The following is a 20,757-nucleotide window of genomic DNA, read 5'->3' as shown; positions in this document are numbered from 1 at the left end:
TGTTTCAAGTTGTTGGAACGTGAAACCTGAAAGCTGAAACAAACAAAAAAAAACAATAAAATAACAAATCGAGTTTTCAGATTCCAACAACCTGAAACCTGAAACTTGAAACAAAATAAACAAAAGAATGATAGATATATCTCAAAAAGAAGTATGGTTTGTAGTAGGAAGCCAGGAATTATATGGTGAAGAAACACTTAGAAAAGTAGCAGAACATTCGCAGATAATTGCAAAAGGATTAGATGCTTCATCTAGTATTCCGGTGAAAGTAGTTTACAAAGATGTGGTGAAATCTCCATCTCAAATATTAGATGTTTGTTTGGCTGCGAATTCAGAGAAAAACTGTATCGGAATTATAGCTTGGATGCACACTTTTTCACCAGCAAAAATGTGGATTGGCGGTTTGAGTATTTTGAAAAAACCATTATGTCATTTACATACACAATACAACGCTGAAATTCCGTGGGGATCTATCGACATGGATTTTATGAACTTAAATCAGTCGGCACACGGAGATCGTGAATTCGGTTTTATTATGTCAAGAATGCGTAAAAAACGTAAAGTTGTTGTGGGACATTGGGAAGACGAAAGAGTTCAGAAAAAATTAGGAATTTGGTCAAGAGTTGTTCTTGGTTGGGATGAACTTCAAAACCTAAAAGTAGCTCGTATTGGGGATAATATGCGTGAAGTTGCCGTTACAGAAGGCGATAAAGTAGAAGCTCAAATTCGTTTTGGGGTTTCAGTAAACGGATTCGATTCTTCAGATGTTACCAAACATATTGAAAAAGTAACAGACAAACAATTAGCTGATTTATTAGCAGTTTACGAGTCTTCTTATACTTTGACTGATTCTTTAAAAGAAGGTGGCGCGCAAAGAAGCTCTTTAGCGGAAGCGGCAAAAATTGAATTAGGTTTAAGAGCTTTCCTTGAAGAAGGAGGTTTTGGAGCTTTTACAGATACATTCGAAAACCTTGGTGTTTGGAAACAATTACCTGGAATCGCAACACAAAGATTAATGGCCGATGGTTATGGTTTTGGTGGAGAAGGAGACTGGAAAACCGCTGCAATGGTAAGAGCTTTAAAAGTAATGAATATTGGTTTGGAAGGCGGAACTTCTTTCATGGAGGATTATACGTACCATTTCACCCCACAAAAATCATATGTTTTGGGATCGCACATGTTGGAAATTTGTCCTTCTATCGCTGACGGAAAACCTTCTTGCGAAGTGCATCCTTTAGGAATTGGCGGAAAAGAAGATCCAGCTCGTTTAGTATTTAATTCGCCTGCTGGAGATGCAATCAATGTTTCTTTGGTTGATATGGGAACTCGTTTCCGTTTAATTGTAAACGAAGTTGAAGCGGTTAAACCAATGGCTGAATTGCCAAAATTACCAGTTGCAAGAGTTCTTTGGGATTGTAAACCAAACCTTGATATTGCAGCTACAGCTTGGATTCTTGCTGGAGGAGCGCATCACACGGTTTACAGCCAATCAATTACAACAGAATATATGGAAGATTTTGCAGACATCGCTGGAATCGAATTATTAGTAATTGATGAGAAAACTACAGTAAGAGATTTCAAAGATAAAATCAACGCAAACGAAGCGTATTATCATTTGTTTCAACACGGACTTTAATCTGAGGGACTAAGATTCTAAGTTGCTAAGGTTCTAAGTTTTTGTTACTTTTAAACTTGTTGAGCAAATTACAACGCAGATAAAACGGATTTGCTACCGCAAAAGCGCAGATAAAACAGATTTTAAATTAAAAAAAATCCGTATAAATCCGCGTCTTCGCGAAAGCGAATCTGTTTTATCCGCGTCTAAATAATAAGCCCGGCAGATTACTTTTAACTTCTAACATTTTACAAAAAATATCAATTATGAAAGGATTAAAACGTTACGTTTTCGGAATTACACTTTTAGGTTTGGCAACGCTTTCAGTTCAATGTAAAAGCGATAAAAAAGCAGATACAGAAAAAGTTGCCACTGAAGGAAAAGATTTAGTTTCAATTGAAAAATCAGAATATGGAACTACTGCAAAAGGCGAAAAAGTAGAAAGCTATAAATTGAAAAACCAAAATGGGATGGAAGTTGACATCATCACTTTTGGTGGAAGAATTACAGATTTGAAAGTACCAAATAAAGAAGGAGTTTCTGAAAATGTAGTAATCGGATTTAATTCTTTGGCACAATATGAAAAAGAAAATCCTTTCTTCGGAGCTTTGATCGGAAGATATGGAAACCGAATTGCAAAAGGTAAATTTTCATTAGATGGAAAAGAATATCAATTAGCGATCAATAATGCGCCGAATGCTTTGCATGGTGGTCCGCAAGGATATTTTAATGTTGTTTGGAAAGCCGATGAAGCAAAATCTGGAGACACAGCTTCTTTAAAATTATCTTATGTAAGTAAAGATATGGAAGAAGGATATCCAGGAACTTTGAAAGTTTTTGTGACTTATACTTTAACGAATGACAATCAATTAGAGGTTTTGTATGAAGCAACTACAGACAAGAAAACAGTTGTGAATTTGACACAACATTCTTATTTCAATTTATCTGGAGATTTTACAAAAACAATCTTAGACCACGAATTGACTTTAAATGCTGATAAATTAGTTCCGGTAGATGCGACTTTAATTCCGACAGGAAAATTAGATGATGTAGCTGGTACTCCTTTCGATTTCAGAACTCCAAAATTAATTGGAAAAGATATCAATGCTAAAAACGAGCAGTTAGAAAGAGGAAAAGGTTACGATCACTGCTGGGTATTGAACAATCCTGAAAAAGGAAAAACAATTATTGCAAAAGTGTATCACGCAGCAAGCGGAAGAATTATGGAAATGACAACAGATGAACCTGGAATTCAGTTCTATTCTGGAAATTTCCTTGACGGAACTTTACCAATGCGCAATGGTGGAACTTATGCACACAGAACAGGATTATGTCTAGAAACAGAACATTATCCAGATTCTCCAAACCAGAAAAATTTTCCAACAACGGTTTTAAATCCGGGAGAAAAATATAAAACTAAAACTACGTTTAAATTCTCGGTGAAAAAATAGTTTTAGAATTTGTTTATTAGTTTAGTAATTCTCTAAGAAACCTCGAAAGCTTAATACTTTCGAGGTTTTTTTATTTGTAGAAGTACTAGTTAAAATAAAGAGTTCGCTCATTTTTGTCATTTCGACGAAGGAGAAATCTCCATGAGTAACTCCGCAATGAAGAACCCAATCTTTGTCGAGCTTCTTACGAAGATTTCTCCTTCGTCGAAATGACAATATTGTGCTTAAGCTTCAAATCTTCGCTACATTTAATAGTAACTTTGTTGTATTAAAAAAGAAGGCAAAATGAAACATCTATTCAAAGCAGCGCTAAATTGGACTTCAAAAAAAGAAGAAGATTCAACTTCAAAAATTTTCAGCAAAACTCATCAAATTAAAATTGAAGGAAAACCAGTTTTAGATGTTTCAGCGGCAAAAGCTTTCAAAGGCGATCCAACATTATATAATCCTGAAGATTTATTGCTGAGCAGTTTGGTTTCCTGCCACATGATGTCTTATTTATATATCTGTTCTCAAAACGGAATAGAAGTTCTCGAATATTCTGACAATGCCGAAGCAACACTCGAAGTTTCTCCAGATGGAAGCGGACGATTTGTTGAGGTAAAATTATTCCCGACGGTAAAAATTTCAAATCCCGACCAAATTGAATTGGCTTTAGAGCTACATTTTAAAGCAAATCAATTGTGTTTTATTGCTAATTCTTGCAATTTTCCAGTTTCGCATGAGGCGAGTTGTGAGATTTGAATTATGTAAATAAATACAAGATTATTAGTTTGGAGCTATAATGATATTGTTTGTCTTAAATAATTATATTCAACAGGGAAAAGAAATCAATAATTATAAAAGTATTTGTGAAATTTTGATTAACTATGTATTTAATTATCAAATCTTTAATTTATGGATTCAGAAGAATTGAAAGTAATGAAGTTAAGCATAATGGTACTTAGCTTTAAAATTAAAGCCTTGCAAGATTGTTTAACTAGTGATCAGAAAAGAGTCTTTGAGTCTTCTTTGGAAGAAAGCAAAAACATGATTCGCGGGAAACTCGAAAATTCCTTAAATCCCGAAGAATTTGATCGATTATTTGAAGCTCTTGATGCTGTTTAAGCGTTTGGTTTGTCTATTTGTACTGGATTTAAAAAGCGTTTTTAGCTTCATTGTTGCCAAATATAATTAGCCTAAAAAGTAAAAACCTCTGAGAATCAAAAGATTTCAGAGGTTTTAAGTACCATTTACGGTTGAATTGTCGAATTTATTCGTTGAAGATTTGAAGAAACTTTCACATGCATACAAGCTATTGACTAGAGATAACAACTACTAGAACAATACGGTCACTCTGACCAATAAAATATTCACACAAACTATTTACAATTTATTCCAACTCAATTATGATTGTGGATAAATATTTTATGTCCGAAGGAACTTTTCCAATTCTCGGACATATTTATAATAAAATAACATATCAGAAGGGAATTTAAGCAGTTCCCTAATAGATATGATGCGTTTAATAAGAAACTAAAATGCAACAAAATGAATACGTAACAGTAAAAGAAATTAGTACAAAATATGAAATGTGTACTAGAAATGTTAGAAGAATAATCAGTAGTCTAACAGACAATTGTAGCGAAGCTATGCTATACAAGAATAAAAATGGTGAATGGATGGTTCACCATTTATTGGTGCCGAAGTTCAAACCTCAACGAACTAGAAAGAACAAATACTATGCTCTCAGCATCGACCCGTGTACAGATTATAGTAAATCTGACATCGATGTGGTGATGAAATTTGCTTATGAACAAATGGGTGACGATGTACTAGAGATTAATTATGTAGTAGAGCAAAAGAAGAGCAACAACCTAAATCACTTACATTGTTATGTAAAATGCTCAAATAAGAAGAAACTAATCAATTGCTTCAAATTAGGATTCAGTCAAATAAGCTATCATGAGAGTGTCGTCTTTGACTTAAACGGTTGGAAGGATTACATAAAAAAGGACGGTGGCCAGATAATAACGTTAAAAAAATTAAACTAAACATGATAGAAATTAAAGACTTTAAGTACAATCCAAAGCTTCGTAAGATGTTGGTGAATTACTGCGTTAGAACTTATGAAGAAGATGCGATTTTAGATGATTGGCATTTGATTCAGGAGTATAATCTTTTGAAAGAGAATAACGAGCTCCATTTTCTTTTTGAGGAGGAGTATTTGATAAATTACCTAAAGGATGGAAGCAATAGCAACGGATGATAAAATTAGGTTAAAGCAAATGCAAATCTCTATTGAGAACGAACCGCATCGAAAACAAGAGTTACAAAAACAGTTACAGAAGTTACAATTGGAAAAGGAAATCGAGCAGATAAAGAAGAGAATAGAGCAGTTGGGGTGACGCACCCCGTCCTGCTATTTGGCAACATGTAGCCTCGTTACCGCCTAGCATTTTTTGCTTTTTTTGGTTTGAAATAGTGCGGGTTCGAATAGGTGCTCGAATTTTTTTTCAGATTTAATGTTCCTATTTGTACCTAGATTAGCCTGTATTTGCTCTATAGGTGTATCTGAAAAAACTGGCTTTAGGGCTTAGAAAAAGGCATTACAATCATGTGGTGCGTCAATGTTTTACGAAAAATCCTCTCATAATCTGGGAGGATTTTTTTTGCTATGCCACCATTTTTTTGATTTTTTGCACAGTACCGCTACTTTTTCCAGTTAGTTTCATGGTGTTACGGACTGATTGACCTTGCTTTAGAAATTTCACAATATCTGCATGTTCGGCTATTAGTTGCTTCGGCTCTTTCTCTGAGCCAACTTTGCGTCCTAGCTTTCCTCCATTACGGATAAATTTGTCACGACCAGAGTTCAGACGTTCCTTAATCATCGATAATTCTAGGCTTGCGAAAGTCGATGCAATGCTAAGCATCGTTTGAACCATACCGTTGATTTCACCTGATGGTAGAAGAGTATGCAGTTTGAAATTATCAATAATGATATTGATTTGGTTTTCATTGCATTTTTCTAAAAATAAGGCGAACGAGGAAATCTTGCGAGAGATTCTTGAGATTTCTATGGCAATGATGTGTTTTACACCATTTTTTATTGCGTAATCCAAAATCTCAGCATTTACCTCATCATTTTTGGTTCCAGACTTGTAGTAAGTAAACTCTTTGACGATTTCATACTGATTTCCGTAATTAGAAATTAGCTCTTGAGATTGACGTGTAACGTCTTGACGATTCTCATTTGTTGAACAACGGGATATGATGATTGCTTTTTCCATATTCCAAAAGTCCAGGTATTTCGGCACATGGCAAAATAAATCAAAGAATATTTTTGATACAATAATGTTGTATCGGTGTGTAGTTGTAACAGATATATTTTGATACAGTTGAAATTTTGATACGTTCAGTATTGAACCAAGTGCTCAGAGGTAATTTTTATGATTAAAAATTCTTTATATTTGATAAACGAGAAAACCTAAAAAAGCTTCATAAATACAACAACCTTAAAATCATGAGCAAGCACAATTTTTTACTCCAAGAAGTTATTGACGAATTGATAAATACAGACAAGACTCTTCAAGGACCATTAATGAAGCTAAATTATTTTGGACGATTAACAAAAAATCAAAAGCTTATCGATTTCACAACTAAGGAAATGAAAGGTTATGAAGTAGAAGACGAAGTGCCTAAATACCGAGAAACAATAGCTAAGTTGTTAGTCACTGCTCAATCTTATTATGTAGATTCTCAAGAATTAGAAATTCCAATATCTGCAATTAAAGAACTAAGGAATAGATTCACTTACGTAGGTGTTAGAGACGGAATAGCAACAGTTGAGAAAATGGCTAGAGATATGGAAGAAAAGGGAAATAAAGAATTTTATAAGCCATTGCCTTTAGAATTACTGCATTTTGTTCAACCTGTACTGAGAGAACTTTACAAAACAAATCCACCACTAAGCGCAACGGGTTCTAGACTTATTGGCAATGGAAATATTTTTTTAGATATTCCAAGTTCCATACGAACAACATTGTTGGAGTTAGTTATGGCTATTGCTGATGAATTTGGATATGATGTTGAAATTAGCGAATTTAACAATACAAAAATTAACAATACAATAAACAATTATATGAGCACAAACATTACAAATACTGGCGATGGTAACGTTATAAATACTGGAAACGAAAACAAAATTTCAAATTCAAACTCAATACGAAAAGGAGATTTAGAGTCATTAAAAACGGAACTTACAAAACTAGGGATTGATTCTGAAGATGTAAATGACTTAGCAGAAATAGTACAATCAGAAAGCCCGAATGAAGATAAGACTTTAGGTGAAAATGCTATGAATTGGATTTTAAATATCAGTAAAAAAGCATTGAATGGAGTTGGAAAAATAGCAACTGGAGTTTCTTCAAATTTACTTGCAACTCTGATAAAAGGATATTACGAAATAAATTAAATACCTCCATTGAAAGTTTGGTTAGATTTGGTTGAAATTACAATACATCTCAATGAATAGATTTGAAACAAAAACAGGGTTTTCAATAGAATTAATAAACTGGAGGCTTGAATACAGAGGGACGCACGAGGATTTACCACTCTATGAATCATTGGGTGGTGAAGTAACTGCAATTGCTATTGTAGATAAACCTGCTGTTGGATTAAATTCAATAGCTGAAGAAGAAACTAAAATGTTGTACGGAATAGTTATGCAACCTGACTTGAGAATATTTCGGAACATGGGACCAAACGGACCAGAAAACTGCTATTGGTATTTTTCAGCAGAAACAATTGAAATGCTACAACAAAATTTTAAAGGTGAAATCAAAAATGGGCACTAGCATGTAAGTGGTTAGAATAATGTCTACATTAAGTTGCATATTTCGATTAAAATTCGTACCTTCGTGTATATCACTTAGAAAGATATAAGCTGACTCTTTAATCAGTCCTTTTTAGCGATATTACTCAGAACCGCATGAGGGCAGTTTTTACTGTTTAGACGATAACTTATATTTCCACTTTGTTCTTCAAAAAGTGGTTTCAGCACATACACAAAATTACATTATAGGCATTTATGCCTAATCAGCTATTTGTTCCATTTCGTTTGAAATGGCACTTCTATGCGTAAAAATTTATCTAAATCAGTTTATGAGACAGATTTGGACGTGGTCCTGCTGTGACCAAAAATAAAGAGAATTCTACCGTCAAATTAAAAAATCGGAAAATGACGACTGAGAAACAAAGTGTTAAGTCTAACTGAATGCAAAAAAATATTAAATAAAAAAGGAATAAGCTATACAGATGCAGAAATAGAAATTATCAGAAATGTACTGTATAAACTGGCAGAGGTGTGCCACAATCAGCTCAACAATAAAATCAAAGAATAAAAGATATAAAAGAATAGAACATGGAAAATTCAAAAACAAACGTAGTTATTTACTGTCGTGTAAGTACAGACGAACAAGCTCAAAAAGGTTTTAGCTTGGATTATCAAGAAGAATCATTAAAGAGATACTGTGATTCAAGAAACTATAATATTGTCAAAGTTTACAGAGAAGACCACTCTGCTAAAAATTTCAATAGGCCTGAATGGTCAAAGTTGAAAACTTATGTAAAATCCAATAAGAAAGAAATACATAAGGTTCTTTTTGCTAAATGGGATAGATTTTCAAGGAACGTGGAGCAAGCGTTAACCGTATTGAGAGAGTTTGATTCAATAGGAGTTGAATTAAATGCGACTGAGCAATACTTAGATACGAGTAATTCAGATAATAAAATGGTGCTAGCTATTTATCTAACCGCTGGCGAGGTCGAGAGAGATAAAATTTCTAGTAGAACAATTGCGGGTACTTATCAGGCGAAAAGAGATGGCTATTTTGCAGGAAAAGCTCCGTTTGGGTATAGTAACTTTAGGGATGAGCAAAAAAAATCCACTCTTAAACCTAATGATTATGCTTGGTTGGTGAAGCGAGCATTCAAAGAGGTTGCTATGGGAATAGAGCCTGTTGAGACGATAAGGAAAAAGCTAAGGCAAGATGGAATGGAGTTGAAGAAAAGTGCTTTTAGCGAGCTTCTTAAGAACATTGTGTATATAGGTAAGATAAGAGTTCCTGAATTCAAGAAGGAGCCAGCAATGGTAGTTGACGGTAAACACGAGGCTCTAATTGATTTGGAGACGTTTAATAAGGTTCAAGCTGTATTTAGAGGAAAAAGATGGTATGGTATCAAGCCAAGTCATAAGAATCATGACTTTCCAATGCGTGATTTTTTAACTTGTAAGGTTTGTGGTGGTCAGATAACTGGTAGTAATTCTACAGGTAGGACAAAGAAATACGCTTACTACCATTGCAGGAATAAATGTGAAACAAGAGTCTCGGTTCATGATGCTCATCTTAAAATCGCAAATATTCTGACTGGTTTGCAGATAAATGACAATATCAAAGAATTGTTTTCGGTTGTTTTAAAAGATTCGGAGTCTCAAATCAATGGTGACAAGAGTAGTCAGCTAGAAATGAAATTTGAGGCTCAAAGAGCTTTAAAATCTCAAATTGAAAATGCAGAGGATAAGCTTATAAGTGGTGACATTAGCAAGGAAAGATTCGAAAGTATAATCGAACGTATCAATGGAAAGTTAAGTGTTGTGAACAATGAAATTGAGGTTCTTAGTGCTAAGACAGATTCAATGAAAACGTTTGTGGATTCAGGTCTTGAGTTGCTTACTAACATGGATAGGTTGTTTCATAATGGAGATTATGATGAGAAAAGAATTGTAGCGGGTTCAATTTTCACTCAAAAACTAATTTTTGGAAATGATGATTGTCGAACCACTCAAGTTAATGAAGTAATCAACGTTTTGACTAGAAATAGCAAGGGTTCGGAAAGGCTTAAAAAAGAAAAAGCTGTCAAAAATGACAGCTTTTCCGTTAAAGTACCCGGAGCCGGAGTCGAACCGGCACGGTTTCCCACAGGTGTTTGAGACCAGCGCGTCTACCAATTCCGCCATCCGGGCTTAGCAGACGAAAAAACAACTAATAAATCAGTTATTTTAACGCAATAGAATAAGTAATTATGATGTCATAACTGTGCTTATTCCTTTAACACGGTGCAAATGTAAAAAATAAAATTAAATGAACTACTAAAAATACTTAATTTTTTCCTTTCAGTCTCCAATAAATTTTATAAATTTGCACCTCGTTAAAACGACGCACACACAACTAACTACATCCGAGGCATTTATGCATCTTTTGCTTTAAGTAGAAAATAAAGTTAAAATGTAGAAAAGCAGCGGAGCAAATACAACAAATTATAATGTCGCACCTAGAACCAGAAGCTAAAATTTTTGCTTGTTCACAAAGTGTTTATCTTGCAGAAAAAATTGCAGAACAATACGGAATTCCGTTAGGAAAAGTAACGATGTCAACGTATAGCGATGGAGAATTTCAGCCATCTTACGAAGAATCAATTAGAGGTTTACGCGTTTTTATCGTGTGTTCAACTTTTCCATCGGCAGATAATTTGATGGAATTGTTACTAATGATTGATGCTGCAAAACGAGCATCAGCAAGACATATTACAGCTGTTATGCCTTATTTTGGTTGGGCAAGACAGGACAGAAAAGACAAACCAAGAGTCCCGATTGGAGCTAAGTTAGTAGCTAACTTATTGACTGCAGCCGGAGCAACAAGAATCATGACAATGGATTTGCACGCAGACCAGATTCAAGGATTCTTTGAAAAACCAGTAGATCATTTATTTGCATCTACAATCTTTTTGCCTTACGTGCAGAGTTTAAAGTTGGAAAACCTAACGATTGCATCTCCAGATATGGGAGGATCAAAAAGAGCTTATGCTTACTCTAAGTTTTTAGAATCAGATGTAGTAATCTGTTACAAACAAAGAAAAGCAGCCAACGTTATCGACACTATGGAGCTAATTGGTGAAGTAAAAGGTCGTAACGTAATCTTAGTGGACGACATGATCGATACAGGAGGAACTTTAGCAAAAGCTGCCGACCTAATGATCGAAAAAGGAGCGCTAAGCGTAAGAGCAATTTGTACTCACGCTATTTTATCTGGCGGTGCATATGAGAAAATTGAAAATTCGAAATTAACAGAATTGATCGTAACTGATTCAATCCCGTTAAAGAAAGAATCAAAGAAAATAAGAGTGGTGAGTTGTGCGCCTCTTTTTGCAGAAGTTATGCACATGGTGCACCACAACAATTCCATTAGTGGAAAATTCATAATGTAAAAGCTATAAGCTTTAGGCAATAAGCCGTAAGCTATTAGAAATTACAAAAAAAGCCTAAAGCCTATGGCCTAAAGCTTAAAGCAATTGAGAATATTTATTTAATAACTATATTTTTTTACAATGAAATCGATTACAATTAAAGGATCAGAAAGAGAAAGCGTGGGCAAAGTGTCAACTAAAGCCTTACGTAATGCTGGAGCGGTTCCTTGCGTGTTATACGGAGGAAATCAAGCAGTACACTTCTCAGCAGACGCTGCAGCGTTCAAAAACTTGGTTTACACTCCAAACGCACACACAGTTGTGATTGAGCTTGGAAAAGGAAAATCATTCAATGCAATTTTGCAAGATATCCAAGTTCACCCAGTTACTGACAAAATTTTACACATTGACTTCTTCCAATTATTTGATGATAAAGAAATCACAATGGAAGTTCCAGTTAAAATCGTTGGTACATCTAAAGGTGTTCTTGCGGGAGGTGTTTTACGTTTGAACCAACGTAAATTAAAAGTTAAAGCATTACCAGCAAATCTTCCTGATTTTGTTGAAGCAGACATCACTCCACTTGAAATGGGTAACAAATTATACGTTACTAAAGTTGGAAAACCAGAGTACAAAATTATGCACCCAGACAACACAGTTGTTTGTCAAGTAAGAATTTCTCGTGCTGCTATGAAAGCTGCTCAAGAAGCTGCAAAAGCTGCAAAAGCTCCTGCAAAAGGAAAGAAAAAATAATTTTTTTCAACTCTATACAAAAAGCCTCAATCTTCCGATTGGGGCTTTTTTTTGAGGTTCTGAGATGTTGAGGGGCTATCCCGAAGCTTCGGGACTAAGGTTTTTTACTGCGTAAGAGCTTCGACTCCGCGCAGTCTGACACGCTTAATATTTGTCAGGCTGAGCGGAGTCGAAGCCTTTTACAAGCAATTATCTAATTGCTTTTTTAGAAGCAGAAATTCCTCGTTTTCAGTAGATGTGACATTCCTGCCATCCGCTATATCTTTTCATCCGCTAAAAAGCGGATAAAAAGGATGCCGCTTCTGTCAGGGCTAGCCAGAAAAAGTCTTTTTCATAAGATTGTAAGTTCTTGTGATTCTCGGGTTTTAAGAGAAAATCAACATAATCATCGAGAAATACTTTTGTAAAGGATTATAATAAAATCCGTGTAAATCAGCGTTTTTGCGATAGCAAATCAGTATCATCCGTGTGCTTTTCTTAGTGTACTTTGCGTAAATCCTTCGCGCTCTTTGCGGTTAAAAATAATTAGTCCTATTTTTGTCAAATGATAAAATGGATAACAAAACTGTTTTCATCAACACCAAAAGAAGAGAACATAGAAGACAATATGAAGAAATATTTAATCGTAGGTTTAGGAAACATAGGGGCCGAATACGTAAACACGAGACACAATATCGGATTTAAAGTGCTGGATTTTTTAGCGAGAAAAGAAGGTTTGTCTTTCGAAACCGTAAAATTGGGAGCTTTGGCGGAATATAAATTTAAGGGAAGAACTTTTTTTCTTTTAAAGCCAAACACTTACATGAACTTAAGTGGTAAAGCCGTAAAATACTGGATGGATAAAGAAAATATTCCGTTAGAGAACATATTTGTCATTACCGATGATTTAAATCTTCCTTTCGGAACTATTCGCATCCGAAAAAAGGGAAGCGACGGAGGTCATAACGGCCTCAAAAACATCAACCAAATATTAAACACGCAGGAATACACCCGCTTTAGATTCGGAATTAGTGACGAATTCAAAAAAGGACAGCAAGTTGATTATGTTTTAGGTGATTGGGATGAAGATGAAAAAGCAAAATTGCCAGAACGTTTAGAAGTAGCATCTGAAATCATAAAATCTTTTGGGACAGCCGGATTAGAAAATACAATGACAACTTTTAACGGAAAATAAAGATTTACAAGTATTTAACGTTTAAAAAATCAATTTATCGATTAATTTAATTTAATTATAACGAAATAGTATTTTCAATTCCAAAGTTAAATGTCTAAATTTGGAATAAATTATTATAAACCATAAAAATCCTAATATCATGGCTTTTGAATTACCACAATTACCATATGCATATGATGCATTAGAACCACATATTGATGCTCGTACAATGGAAATCCACCATACAAAGCATCACAATGCATATACAACAAATCTAAACGCTGCAATTGCAGGAACTGATTTAGAAGGAAAAACTATTGAAAATATCTTAATCAACTTAGATAAATCTAACGCTGCAGTTCGTAACAATGGTGGAGGTTTCTACAACCACAATTTATTCTGGACAGTAATGTCTCCAAACGGAGGAGGATTACCAACAGGAGATTTATTAGCAGCAATCGAAGCTTCTTTTGGAACTTTCGAAGAGTTTAAAGCAAAATTTGCTAAAGCTGGTGCTACACAATTCGGTTCAGGATGGGCTTGGTTAACAGTTCAAAAAGGCGGAAAATTAGAAGTTGTAGGTACTCCAAACCAAGATAATCCATTAATGCCAGAAGTTGCTGGTCACGGTGGAACTCCAATCTTAGGAATGGATGTTTGGGAGCACGCTTACTACTTAAACTACCAAAACAGAAGACCAGATTATATTGAAGCTTTCTTCAGCGTAATCAACTGGACAGAAGTTGCAAGAAGATTCGCTTTAGACAAATAAGAAGATAGAGTAAAGAATAAAGAGAAAAGACGGACACATTCGGTGTTCGTCTTTTTTTTTATCTTTTTTTTTGGCCCTTTCTCTTTGTTCTATTTTCTTTATTCTATTCTCTAGAAAAAGAAAAATAAAAAAGGCGGAATCTCTTCCGCCTTTTTTGCCCCAAATCTACCATAAACTTAACCTACTAATGTTATGGTTCAGTAAATGTATGATGACAATATTTTAAAAAAAACTTTTTTAGACGAATGGCAAATATATCCGATGAAGTAAACTGTGGTTTGAGTGAATAGTGAGTAGTGAGTAGTGAAAAGTGATTAGTGAATAGTAATTATTGATTAGTGTTGAGTAAAAAGTGATCAGTAAAAAGTAAATAGTTGTGTTTCTTTTTTTTTTGTCTTTGCTCTTTCTTCTTTTTACTAAAAAAAAAGGAAAATAAAAAAGGCGGAATCTCTTCCGCCTTTTTTGCCCCAAATCTACCATAAACTTAACCTACTAATGTTATGGTTCAGTAAATGTATGGCGACTATATGTTTTAAAAAAAAATTTTAGATGAATGGTCAATATTTTCGATGAAGTGATGCTAGGGGTCTGTTTTGTAATTACTTATCTGAATAAAATAAAAAAGGTGGAATTACTTCCACCCTTTTTGCCCCAAATCTACCATAAACTTAACCTACTAATGTTATGGTCTTCCAAAAGTATTGTAGCTTTTCATTTTTACCAAACAAACAGGATGAACGGCAAAAAAAACCGATGAAATGCACAAATTAACTTTTTCTTAGCGTTTTCTTAGTATGCTCTAGCGTCTTTTCCTTCGTAAAAATTCATAAATGCACGATTTACAACTCGGTTTCCGCCTGGAGTTGGGTAATCTCCGGTAAAGTACCAATCGCCTAAATTTTTAGGACATGCAATATGTAAATCTTCTACTTTTTGGAAAATGATTTTTACTTCAGCATTGATTTCTGGAGAGCTTAACATTTCTGCAATTTTATCTGAAATTTCTTCTGGAGTAAATTGATCGTAGATCGCCGTAACATAATTTACAACATCTTTATCTGCGAAATTTTCTTGCGCTTTACATTTCGCGTAAACTTCGTCAACTATATGATATAAGTTTCTTTCTTTTAATAAAGTCAGTGCGGCTCTAAAAGCAACAAGTCCTTCTAGTTTTGCCATATCGATTCCGTAACAATCTGGATAACGAATTTGTGGTGCCGATGAAACAATTACAATACGTTTTGGATTTAAACGATCCATCATTTTAATGATGCTCATTTTTAAAGTTGTACCACGAACAATACTATCGTCAATAATAACCAGATTATCTTCTGGTTTGATTACACCATATGTAACATCATAAACGTGTGCCACTAAATCGTCACGGCTGCTGTCTTCGGTAATAAACGTTCTAAGTTTAGCATCTTTAATGGCAACTTTCTCAGTACGAATTTTTACAGCAAGAAGTTCTTGAAGCGTTTCAGTAGTCAGTGTGTTTCTGTTTTCTAAAATATAATTGTTTTTTCTCTGATTTAAGAAATCCTGAGCCGCTTCAACTAAACCATAAAATGATGTTTCGGCTGTATTCGGAATATAAGAGAAAACGGTGTTGTCAGTATCGCTGTCAATTGCGTTAAGAACTGCAGGTAAAATTAATTTACCTAAATTTTTACGTTCTTGATAAATCTCAGCATCACTTCCTCTTGAGAAATAAATTCTTTCAAACGAACACGCTTTTTTAACGGTTGGTTCCAAGATTTGATTCATGGTAACTTTTCCGTTTTTCTTGATGATCAAAGCATTTCCTGGGTCGATTTCCTGAACGCTTTCAAAAGGAACATTAAATACCGTTTGAATAACTGGTCTTTCAGAAGCTACGACAACTACTTCGTCATCTTGATAGAAGTAAGCTGGACGAATTCCGGCTGGATCTCTAAAAACAAATGCATCACCATGACCTAATAATCCGGCCATTGCGTAACCTCCGTCTAAGTTTTTAGCAGAACGAGCTAAGATTTTTGCAATATCCAAACGCTCAGCAATTACCGGTGAAGCTTCTCTTTTAGAATATCCTTCAGCTTTGCAGTCTTGGTACAATTGCATTACTTCTTTATCTAAAAAGTGACCAATTTTTTCCATTACCGTAACAGTATCCGCCATTTCTTTTGGATGCTGTCCTAATTCAACAAGATTTTCGAAAAGTTCTTTAACATTTGTCATATTAAAGTTCCCTGCCAAAATCAAGTTGCGGTGCATCCAGTTGCTTTGACGCAAAAATGGGTGAACACTTTCGATGCTGTTTTTCCCGAAAGTTCCGTAACGAACGTGTCCTAAAAACAATTCACCTACATATGGAATTTCAGATTTTATTTTGTGAATATCATCAGCAATTTCAGGTCTTGCTTTTAATTCCTCGCTGATTCGCTCATTGATTTGTTTAAAAACATCTTGAATTGGCTGTGCGTGATTCGAACGAACTCTGCTGATGTAACGTTGTCCAGGTTCAACATCCAATTTAATGCTTGCAAAACCAGCTCCGTCTTGTCCACGGTTGTGCTGTTTTTCCATCATTAAATACATTTTCTGAATTCCGTAAAAAGCAGTTCCGTATTTTTCTTTATAATATTCAAGCGGTTTAAGAAGTCTAACTAAAGCTATACCACATTCGTGTTTTAAAGCGTCGCTCATTTTTTTTGTTTTTTTGTGTGTTGTAAGTTGTGTGTATTAACGTAATAAAAAAGCCCCGTTTTACCGAGGCTCTTAGGCATTATATTTCTATGTCAAACTGAGTTAACGACTTAAATTGCTGTAATCGAATCGCTACTTCGGCTTTGCTTAACGTTTCCATCCTTTCAGTTCCAAATTTTTCTACACAGAATGAAGCTAAATTTGAACCGTAAATAATTGCATTTTTCATATTGCCAAACGAAATGTTTTCGCTTTGCGCAATAAATCCAGAAAAACCACCTGCGAAAGTATCTCCAGCTCCAGTTGGATCAAAAACATCTTCTAGAGGCAATGCTGGTGCAAAGAAAACTTCTCTGTTGTGGAATAAAAGCGCTCCATGTTCTCCTTTTTTGATCACCACATATTTTGGTCCCATTTCTTGGATTTTAGAAGCTGCTCTTACTAATGAATATTCGCCAGATAATTGTCTAGCTTCTTCGTCATTGATTGTAATAACATCTACACGTTTAATAACGTCTAAAAGTTCTGGAAGAGCACAGTCCATCCAAAAGTTCATTGTATCTAAAACAACTAATTTTGGTTTTTTCTCCATTTGATCTAAAACACTGCTTTGAACTAATGGATGCAAGTTTCCAAGCATTACAACATCAGCATCTTTGTAGTTTTGAGGAACTTTTGGCTGAAAATCAGCTAAAACGTTCAGTTCCGTTACAAGAGTGTCTCTAGAATTTAAATCGTTGTGGTATAAACCGCTCCAGAAAAAGGTTTTTCCACCTTTAACAATTTCGATACCTGAGATATCAATATTTTTTGAAGTTAAAAGATCTAAATGTTCTTGTGGGAAATCATCACCAACTACTGAAACAATAGCCGATTGCAAGTTAAAAAATGAAGCTGATAAACCAATGTACGTTGCAGCACCACCTAAAATTTTATCTGTTTTTCCGAAAGGAGTTTCAATCGCGTCGAAAGCAACTGTTCCAACAATCAATAATTTATTCATTTTATGAATTTCGAATTAGGGTGCAAAGATACTCTATAAGTTACAATATTGCAACGGTTTAGGTTCTCAAAATTTTCTTAAAAAAAGAATATCGATTTCGGGGTTAAAACTATTGTAAATGAGTGAATTATATTGAAATATTTTGAGTGATTAAAATACGATTATCAGAATTAAATTGCAATATTTATTTTGAAAAAACTTCCGGATTTTATTTGAGTTTTCTAAAAGATGAAGTTTTTCTTTTTCCGCTTAAAACGCCCAAAACCATAATATGATTCTTTTTCAATTTAAAAATAATGAGCCAAGTTTTGTAAGTTGCTTCTCTGTAAATTTTAGATTTAGTTGGTAGATTTTCACACTCAGAATAAATTAAGGGATTTTCAATGATTTTATTCATTGCTTTGTTTATTCCGTTACCAACTTTAATAGCATTTATAGGTTGATGTTTTTCGAATGCGATGTAATCAACAATCTCTTCTAAATTTTGGAAATAGTTCTCGGAAATATCTAACGTATATTGTTTTGTATCTTCAATTTTTTTTCTTCCCATTTCTCATTAAACTTTTCTAAAGACATTGTTTTGGATTTTTCGGCATTTTCTATCCATTTCACAAAGTCTTCTTTGGACAAATTACTTTCAATTTGATCAACTTCATTTTCGAAATCAATCGATACTTTCAGTGATTTTCCAACATAGTTTTTTGGAATTTCAAAAGAAAGATTGACAATTTTATCCTTAGGAGTAATGGTTTTTTGTATCATTTTTTATGATTTAATGAACTTTACAAAAATACAATAAATTAAGTTATAATAAGTAGTATATTTTTTTTAATAATCTTACAACTGGTACTTCTTATCAAAATAGTTTTTTAGAAAACTTAAAATATATTTTAGTAACTGTTAGCGATAATGCCTCTAGTTTTTTTGCTTATGATTTTTTGATTTTTCTACATTTTTAATCCAATTGATTGCATCTTTCATAGGGTCTTCATCGTTTGAAAATGCTGTGTTATGACCCAAGTTTGGAAACAATTTATATTCGTAATGTTTTCCTTTTGATTTTAACTCATCAAGATATTCGATTGATAGCTTCGCAGGAACTTGAATATCTTTACCGCCATAAATCCAGAATCCTGGAATTGATAATTTAGCAAGGATATCTTTAGGATTTGTGTCAATAAACTCATATTTATCTGGGTCATGGAATACATGTTTTCTTGCTTCTTCTTCTGAGTGCGTATCCCAAAATTTTTTATCTCCATTGGTATAAAATTGAAATCTCAATTGTTCTTTAACGGTAATAAGAGCGCCGCTAAATATGGTCATAAATTGGACTTTCTTATTTTTCGCAGCAGTCAATGGAATTATCCATCCGGCTTGACTACCACCTATTAAACCGATTGATGTTTTATTGTTTGATAAGGATTTAGATAAAGTATTTACAGCAGCACTTGCATCTAAAGACAAAAGATTAAGGTTTGCGAAATCAACATTGTTAGTTCCTACTTCGGGTCCTGCATATACGCCACCTGATTCTCCGACGCCGCGTTTGTCGTATGTCAAAACTGCAATTCCATTGTTGGCTAGGGTTGTAGCAAAGTCTATCATTCTTTTTTCCTGCCCAGATCCATGAACGATCACAACGGCCGCCTTTATGTTGTTAGGTGTAAAAACGGTTCCGGCGAGTGAAATTCCTTCACTTACAAATTTTATTTCTTTCGTAGTAAAGTTCGGTGGAAGTGCTGATGCATAACCAACAACAAAAAACAGAAATAGTAAGAATGAACAGATGGATATCTTTTTTGCTTTTAGCATGCTTTTGATTTTAAAATCTTACAATTGATACTTCTTGTCAAAATAATTTTTCAAAATCCCAACCTGAATTAAAATCATAAAAGGAACAACTAAAATAGCATACAATAAAGTTTTTGAAATATGAATTCCAGAAACAATTGCCGAGATTTTATCAGTGTATGATTTTCCTATTTCTAGATTGTTTTGGGCTCCCGCAAAAAAGACATTATAAGCAATTAAAAGAGCCAAAACAACTCCAATAAAAATCCATGTTGAAATAGAAATCAAAGGTTTGTAAGGTTTGATTTTTGCTTTTTCGGCAACAAGAATTTGCGACATTAAGTTTGAAGTAAAGTCGGCAGATGGCGATTGCAAAGTGTTTTCGGCCATCATTTTCTCAATAAGATTTTCTAAATTTTTATCTTCCTCTTTCATAACACTCTACTATTTCGGGTTCTAACTGCTTTTTTAAAATGGTTGCTAATTTTTGCCGGCTTCTAAATAATTTCACTTTGACATTATTAGCATTTGTATTCATGATTTTGCCGATTTCCTCTAAATTCTGATCTTCAAAATAAAATAAAGTCAGCAGGAAATTATCTTCCCGTGGCAACAAATTTAGACAATTCTGAATAGCCTGCTTTCGTTCTTTGTCTTCTAAAGCGCTCAAAGCGTTGTCCATTGTTTTTACTAAATGCGATGAAAATTCATCTATAGAAATATTTAAATCTTCTTTTTTGTTTTTCTTCAAACGGTCTAAACAATTATTATATGAGATTTTATAAATCCAAGTTGAAAATTTAGAATCGCCTTTGAACTTGCTCAACGAATTAAATACTTTAATAAAAGTATCTTGTGCAGCTTCTTCAGCTTCTTCTCTGTTTTTAATCATTTTGAGCGACAACGTAAAAATCATATCCTTATAACGATCCACCAGCACGGCAAACAAATTGGTCTCGCCCTGCAGGATTCTATCGATATAATGTTGATCATTCATTGTGTTCATATTATATAGGACGACGGTTTGTTTGTCGAGGTTACAAGAATTTTGAAATAATTTTCAATTTTAAAAATTTACATATATATAATAAGTATTGAACTTGGTCAAAGGTTTACCGCAATATTGTCATCTCGACGGAGGAGAGATCACACGCGAAAATCGACAAAGATTGGCGATTTGCATTGCGGAGCTTCTAGTGTGATCTCTCCTCCGTCGAGATGACAAAAACCTCGTTATTGATTTAACGTTTAAGCTAGTTATAGTTTTTTCAAAGAATTTTGAACTCAAAATTAACTCATAAT

20 protein-coding genes and 1 tRNA gene are annotated in these 20,757 nt (G+C 34.1%); 12 read left to right on the top strand and 9 right to left on the bottom strand.

What is annotated here, in order from left to right:
* Positions 1 to 127: 127 nt before the first annotated feature.
* The 5 genes from araA to FND99_RS03495 all read left to right on the top strand — a co-directional run bounded on the left by araA (position 128) and on the right by FND99_RS03495 (position 5,314).
* Positions 128 to 1,636, top strand: a complete 1,509-nt coding sequence (araA, locus tag FND99_RS03515; protein ID WP_144336602.1) for an L-arabinose isomerase — start codon at positions 128 to 130, stop codon at positions 1,634 to 1,636.
* Positions 1,637 to 1,881: 245 nt separating this feature from the next.
* Positions 1,882 to 3,066 (top strand): aldose epimerase family protein, encoded by a 1,185-nt coding sequence (locus tag FND99_RS03510; RefSeq protein WP_144336601.1) that lies wholly within the window; start codon positions 1,882 to 1,884, stop codon positions 3,064 to 3,066.
* Between the two features lie 285 nt (positions 3,067 to 3,351).
* Positions 3,352 to 3,810 carry an OsmC family protein gene (locus FND99_RS03505; protein ID WP_144336600.1) on the top strand — a complete coding sequence of 153 codons (459 nt, stop codon included), beginning with the start codon at positions 3,352 to 3,354 and terminating at the stop codon, positions 3,808 to 3,810.
* A gap of 153 nt (positions 3,811 to 3,963) precedes the next feature.
* Positions 3,964 to 4,173: a hypothetical protein gene (locus FND99_RS03500; protein ID WP_144336599.1), complete on the top strand. Its 210-nt coding sequence runs from the start codon at positions 3,964 to 3,966 to the stop codon at positions 4,171 to 4,173.
* Between the two features lie 928 nt (positions 4,174 to 5,101).
* On the top strand, positions 5,102 to 5,314 hold the full coding sequence (locus FND99_RS03495; protein WP_144336598.1) for a hypothetical protein: 213 nt from the start codon (positions 5,102 to 5,104) through the stop codon (positions 5,312 to 5,314).
* Positions 5,315 to 5,720: 406 nt separating this feature from the next.
* On the opposite strand, the gene FND99_RS03490 is transcribed toward FND99_RS03495, so the two are convergent.
* Complete coding sequence (locus FND99_RS03490) at positions 5,721 to 6,338, bottom strand: recombinase family protein (RefSeq protein ID WP_144336597.1); 618 nt, start codon at positions 6,336 to 6,338, stop codon at positions 5,721 to 5,723.
* 233 nt (positions 6,339 to 6,571) lie between these two features.
* On the opposite strand from FND99_RS03490, the gene FND99_RS03485 reads away from it, so the two are divergent.
* The 3 genes from FND99_RS03485 to FND99_RS20370 all read left to right on the top strand — a co-directional run bounded on the left by FND99_RS03485 (position 6,572) and on the right by FND99_RS20370 (position 10,039).
* Positions 6,572 to 7,522, top strand: coding sequence for an AbiTii domain-containing protein (locus tag FND99_RS03485; protein ID WP_144336596.1), 951 nt, complete (start codon positions 6,572 to 6,574; stop codon positions 7,520 to 7,522).
* A gap of 52 nt (positions 7,523 to 7,574) precedes the next feature.
* Entirely contained in the window at positions 7,575 to 7,904 is a 330-nt protein-coding gene (locus FND99_RS03480; protein ID WP_144336595.1) for a hypothetical protein, read from the top strand.
* A gap of 566 nt (positions 7,905 to 8,470) precedes the next feature.
* A complete protein-coding gene (locus tag FND99_RS20370; RefSeq protein WP_407925340.1) occupies positions 8,471 to 10,039 on the top strand; it encodes a recombinase family protein in 1,569 nt (522 codons plus the stop codon).
* Here the strand turns inward: FND99_RS20370 and FND99_RS03470 are convergent.
* A tRNA-Leu gene (locus FND99_RS03470) sits at positions 9,993 to 10,072 on the bottom strand. The two genes, FND99_RS20370 and FND99_RS03470, sit on opposite strands and share 47 nt — an antisense overlap.
* Before the next feature lie 299 nt (positions 10,073 to 10,371).
* Here FND99_RS03470 and FND99_RS03465 point away from each other — a divergent pair.
* The 4 genes from FND99_RS03465 to FND99_RS03450 all read left to right on the top strand — a co-directional run bounded on the left by FND99_RS03465 (position 10,372) and on the right by FND99_RS03450 (position 13,970).
* On the top strand, positions 10,372 to 11,313 hold the full coding sequence (locus tag FND99_RS03465) for a ribose-phosphate pyrophosphokinase (protein ID WP_144336594.1): 942 nt from the start codon (positions 10,372 to 10,374) through the stop codon (positions 11,311 to 11,313).
* A 120-nt stretch (positions 11,314 to 11,433) separates the two neighbouring features.
* The gene (locus FND99_RS03460; RefSeq protein ID WP_026727205.1) at positions 11,434 to 12,045 is read left to right on the top strand and encodes a 50S ribosomal protein L25/general stress protein Ctc; all 612 of its coding nucleotides are present in this window, start codon (positions 11,434 to 11,436) and stop codon (positions 12,043 to 12,045) included.
* A gap of 544 nt (positions 12,046 to 12,589) precedes the next feature.
* Complete coding sequence (gene pth / locus FND99_RS03455; protein ID WP_144336593.1) at positions 12,590 to 13,219, top strand: aminoacyl-tRNA hydrolase; 630 nt, start codon at positions 12,590 to 12,592, stop codon at positions 13,217 to 13,219.
* Between the two features lie 139 nt (positions 13,220 to 13,358).
* Positions 13,359 to 13,970, top strand: a complete 612-nt coding sequence (locus FND99_RS03450) for a superoxide dismutase (protein WP_132987705.1) — start codon at positions 13,359 to 13,361, stop codon at positions 13,968 to 13,970.
* A 789-nt stretch (positions 13,971 to 14,759) separates the two neighbouring features.
* Here FND99_RS03450 and FND99_RS03445 read toward each other — a convergent pair.
* The 7 genes from FND99_RS03445 to FND99_RS03415 form a co-directional block, all read right to left on the bottom strand.
* Complete coding sequence (locus FND99_RS03445) at positions 14,760 to 16,658, bottom strand: amidophosphoribosyltransferase (protein WP_144336592.1); 1,899 nt, start codon at positions 16,656 to 16,658, stop codon at positions 14,760 to 14,762.
* A gap of 79 nt (positions 16,659 to 16,737) precedes the next feature.
* The gene (locus tag FND99_RS03440) at positions 16,738 to 17,661 is read right to left on the bottom strand and encodes a PfkB family carbohydrate kinase (RefSeq protein WP_144336591.1); all 924 of its coding nucleotides are present in this window, start codon (positions 17,659 to 17,661) and stop codon (positions 16,738 to 16,740) included.
* A 208-nt stretch (positions 17,662 to 17,869) separates the two neighbouring features.
* Complete coding sequence (locus FND99_RS03435; protein ID WP_144336590.1) at positions 17,870 to 18,211, bottom strand: type II toxin-antitoxin system RelE/ParE family toxin; 342 nt, start codon at positions 18,209 to 18,211, stop codon at positions 17,870 to 17,872.
* Entirely contained in the window at positions 18,169 to 18,423 is a 255-nt protein-coding gene (locus tag FND99_RS03430; RefSeq protein ID WP_111378841.1) for a hypothetical protein, read from the bottom strand. The genes FND99_RS03435 and FND99_RS03430 overlap by 43 nt, the downstream gene beginning before the upstream one ends.
* A gap of 153 nt (positions 18,424 to 18,576) precedes the next feature.
* A complete protein-coding gene (locus tag FND99_RS03425; RefSeq protein ID WP_144336589.1) occupies positions 18,577 to 19,476 on the bottom strand; it encodes an alpha/beta hydrolase family protein in 900 nt (299 codons plus the stop codon).
* Positions 19,477 to 19,494: 18 nt separating this feature from the next.
* On the bottom strand, positions 19,495 to 19,890 hold the full coding sequence (locus FND99_RS03420) for a hypothetical protein (protein ID WP_144336588.1): 396 nt from the start codon (positions 19,888 to 19,890) through the stop codon (positions 19,495 to 19,497).
* The gene (locus FND99_RS03415; protein WP_144336587.1) at positions 19,874 to 20,461 is read right to left on the bottom strand and encodes an RNA polymerase sigma factor; all 588 of its coding nucleotides are present in this window, start codon (positions 20,459 to 20,461) and stop codon (positions 19,874 to 19,876) included. The genes FND99_RS03420 and FND99_RS03415 overlap by 17 nt, the downstream gene beginning before the upstream one ends.
* Positions 20,462 to 20,757: the final 296 nt, after the last annotated feature.

The organism is Flavobacterium daemonense (assembly GCF_007341385.1).
Taxonomy (GTDB): Bacteria; Bacteroidota; Bacteroidia; order Flavobacteriales; family Flavobacteriaceae; genus Flavobacterium; species Flavobacterium daemonense.
The sequence above is the reverse complement of the archived record's forward strand: the minus strand, read 5'-3'. Positions and strand labels throughout refer to the sequence as shown.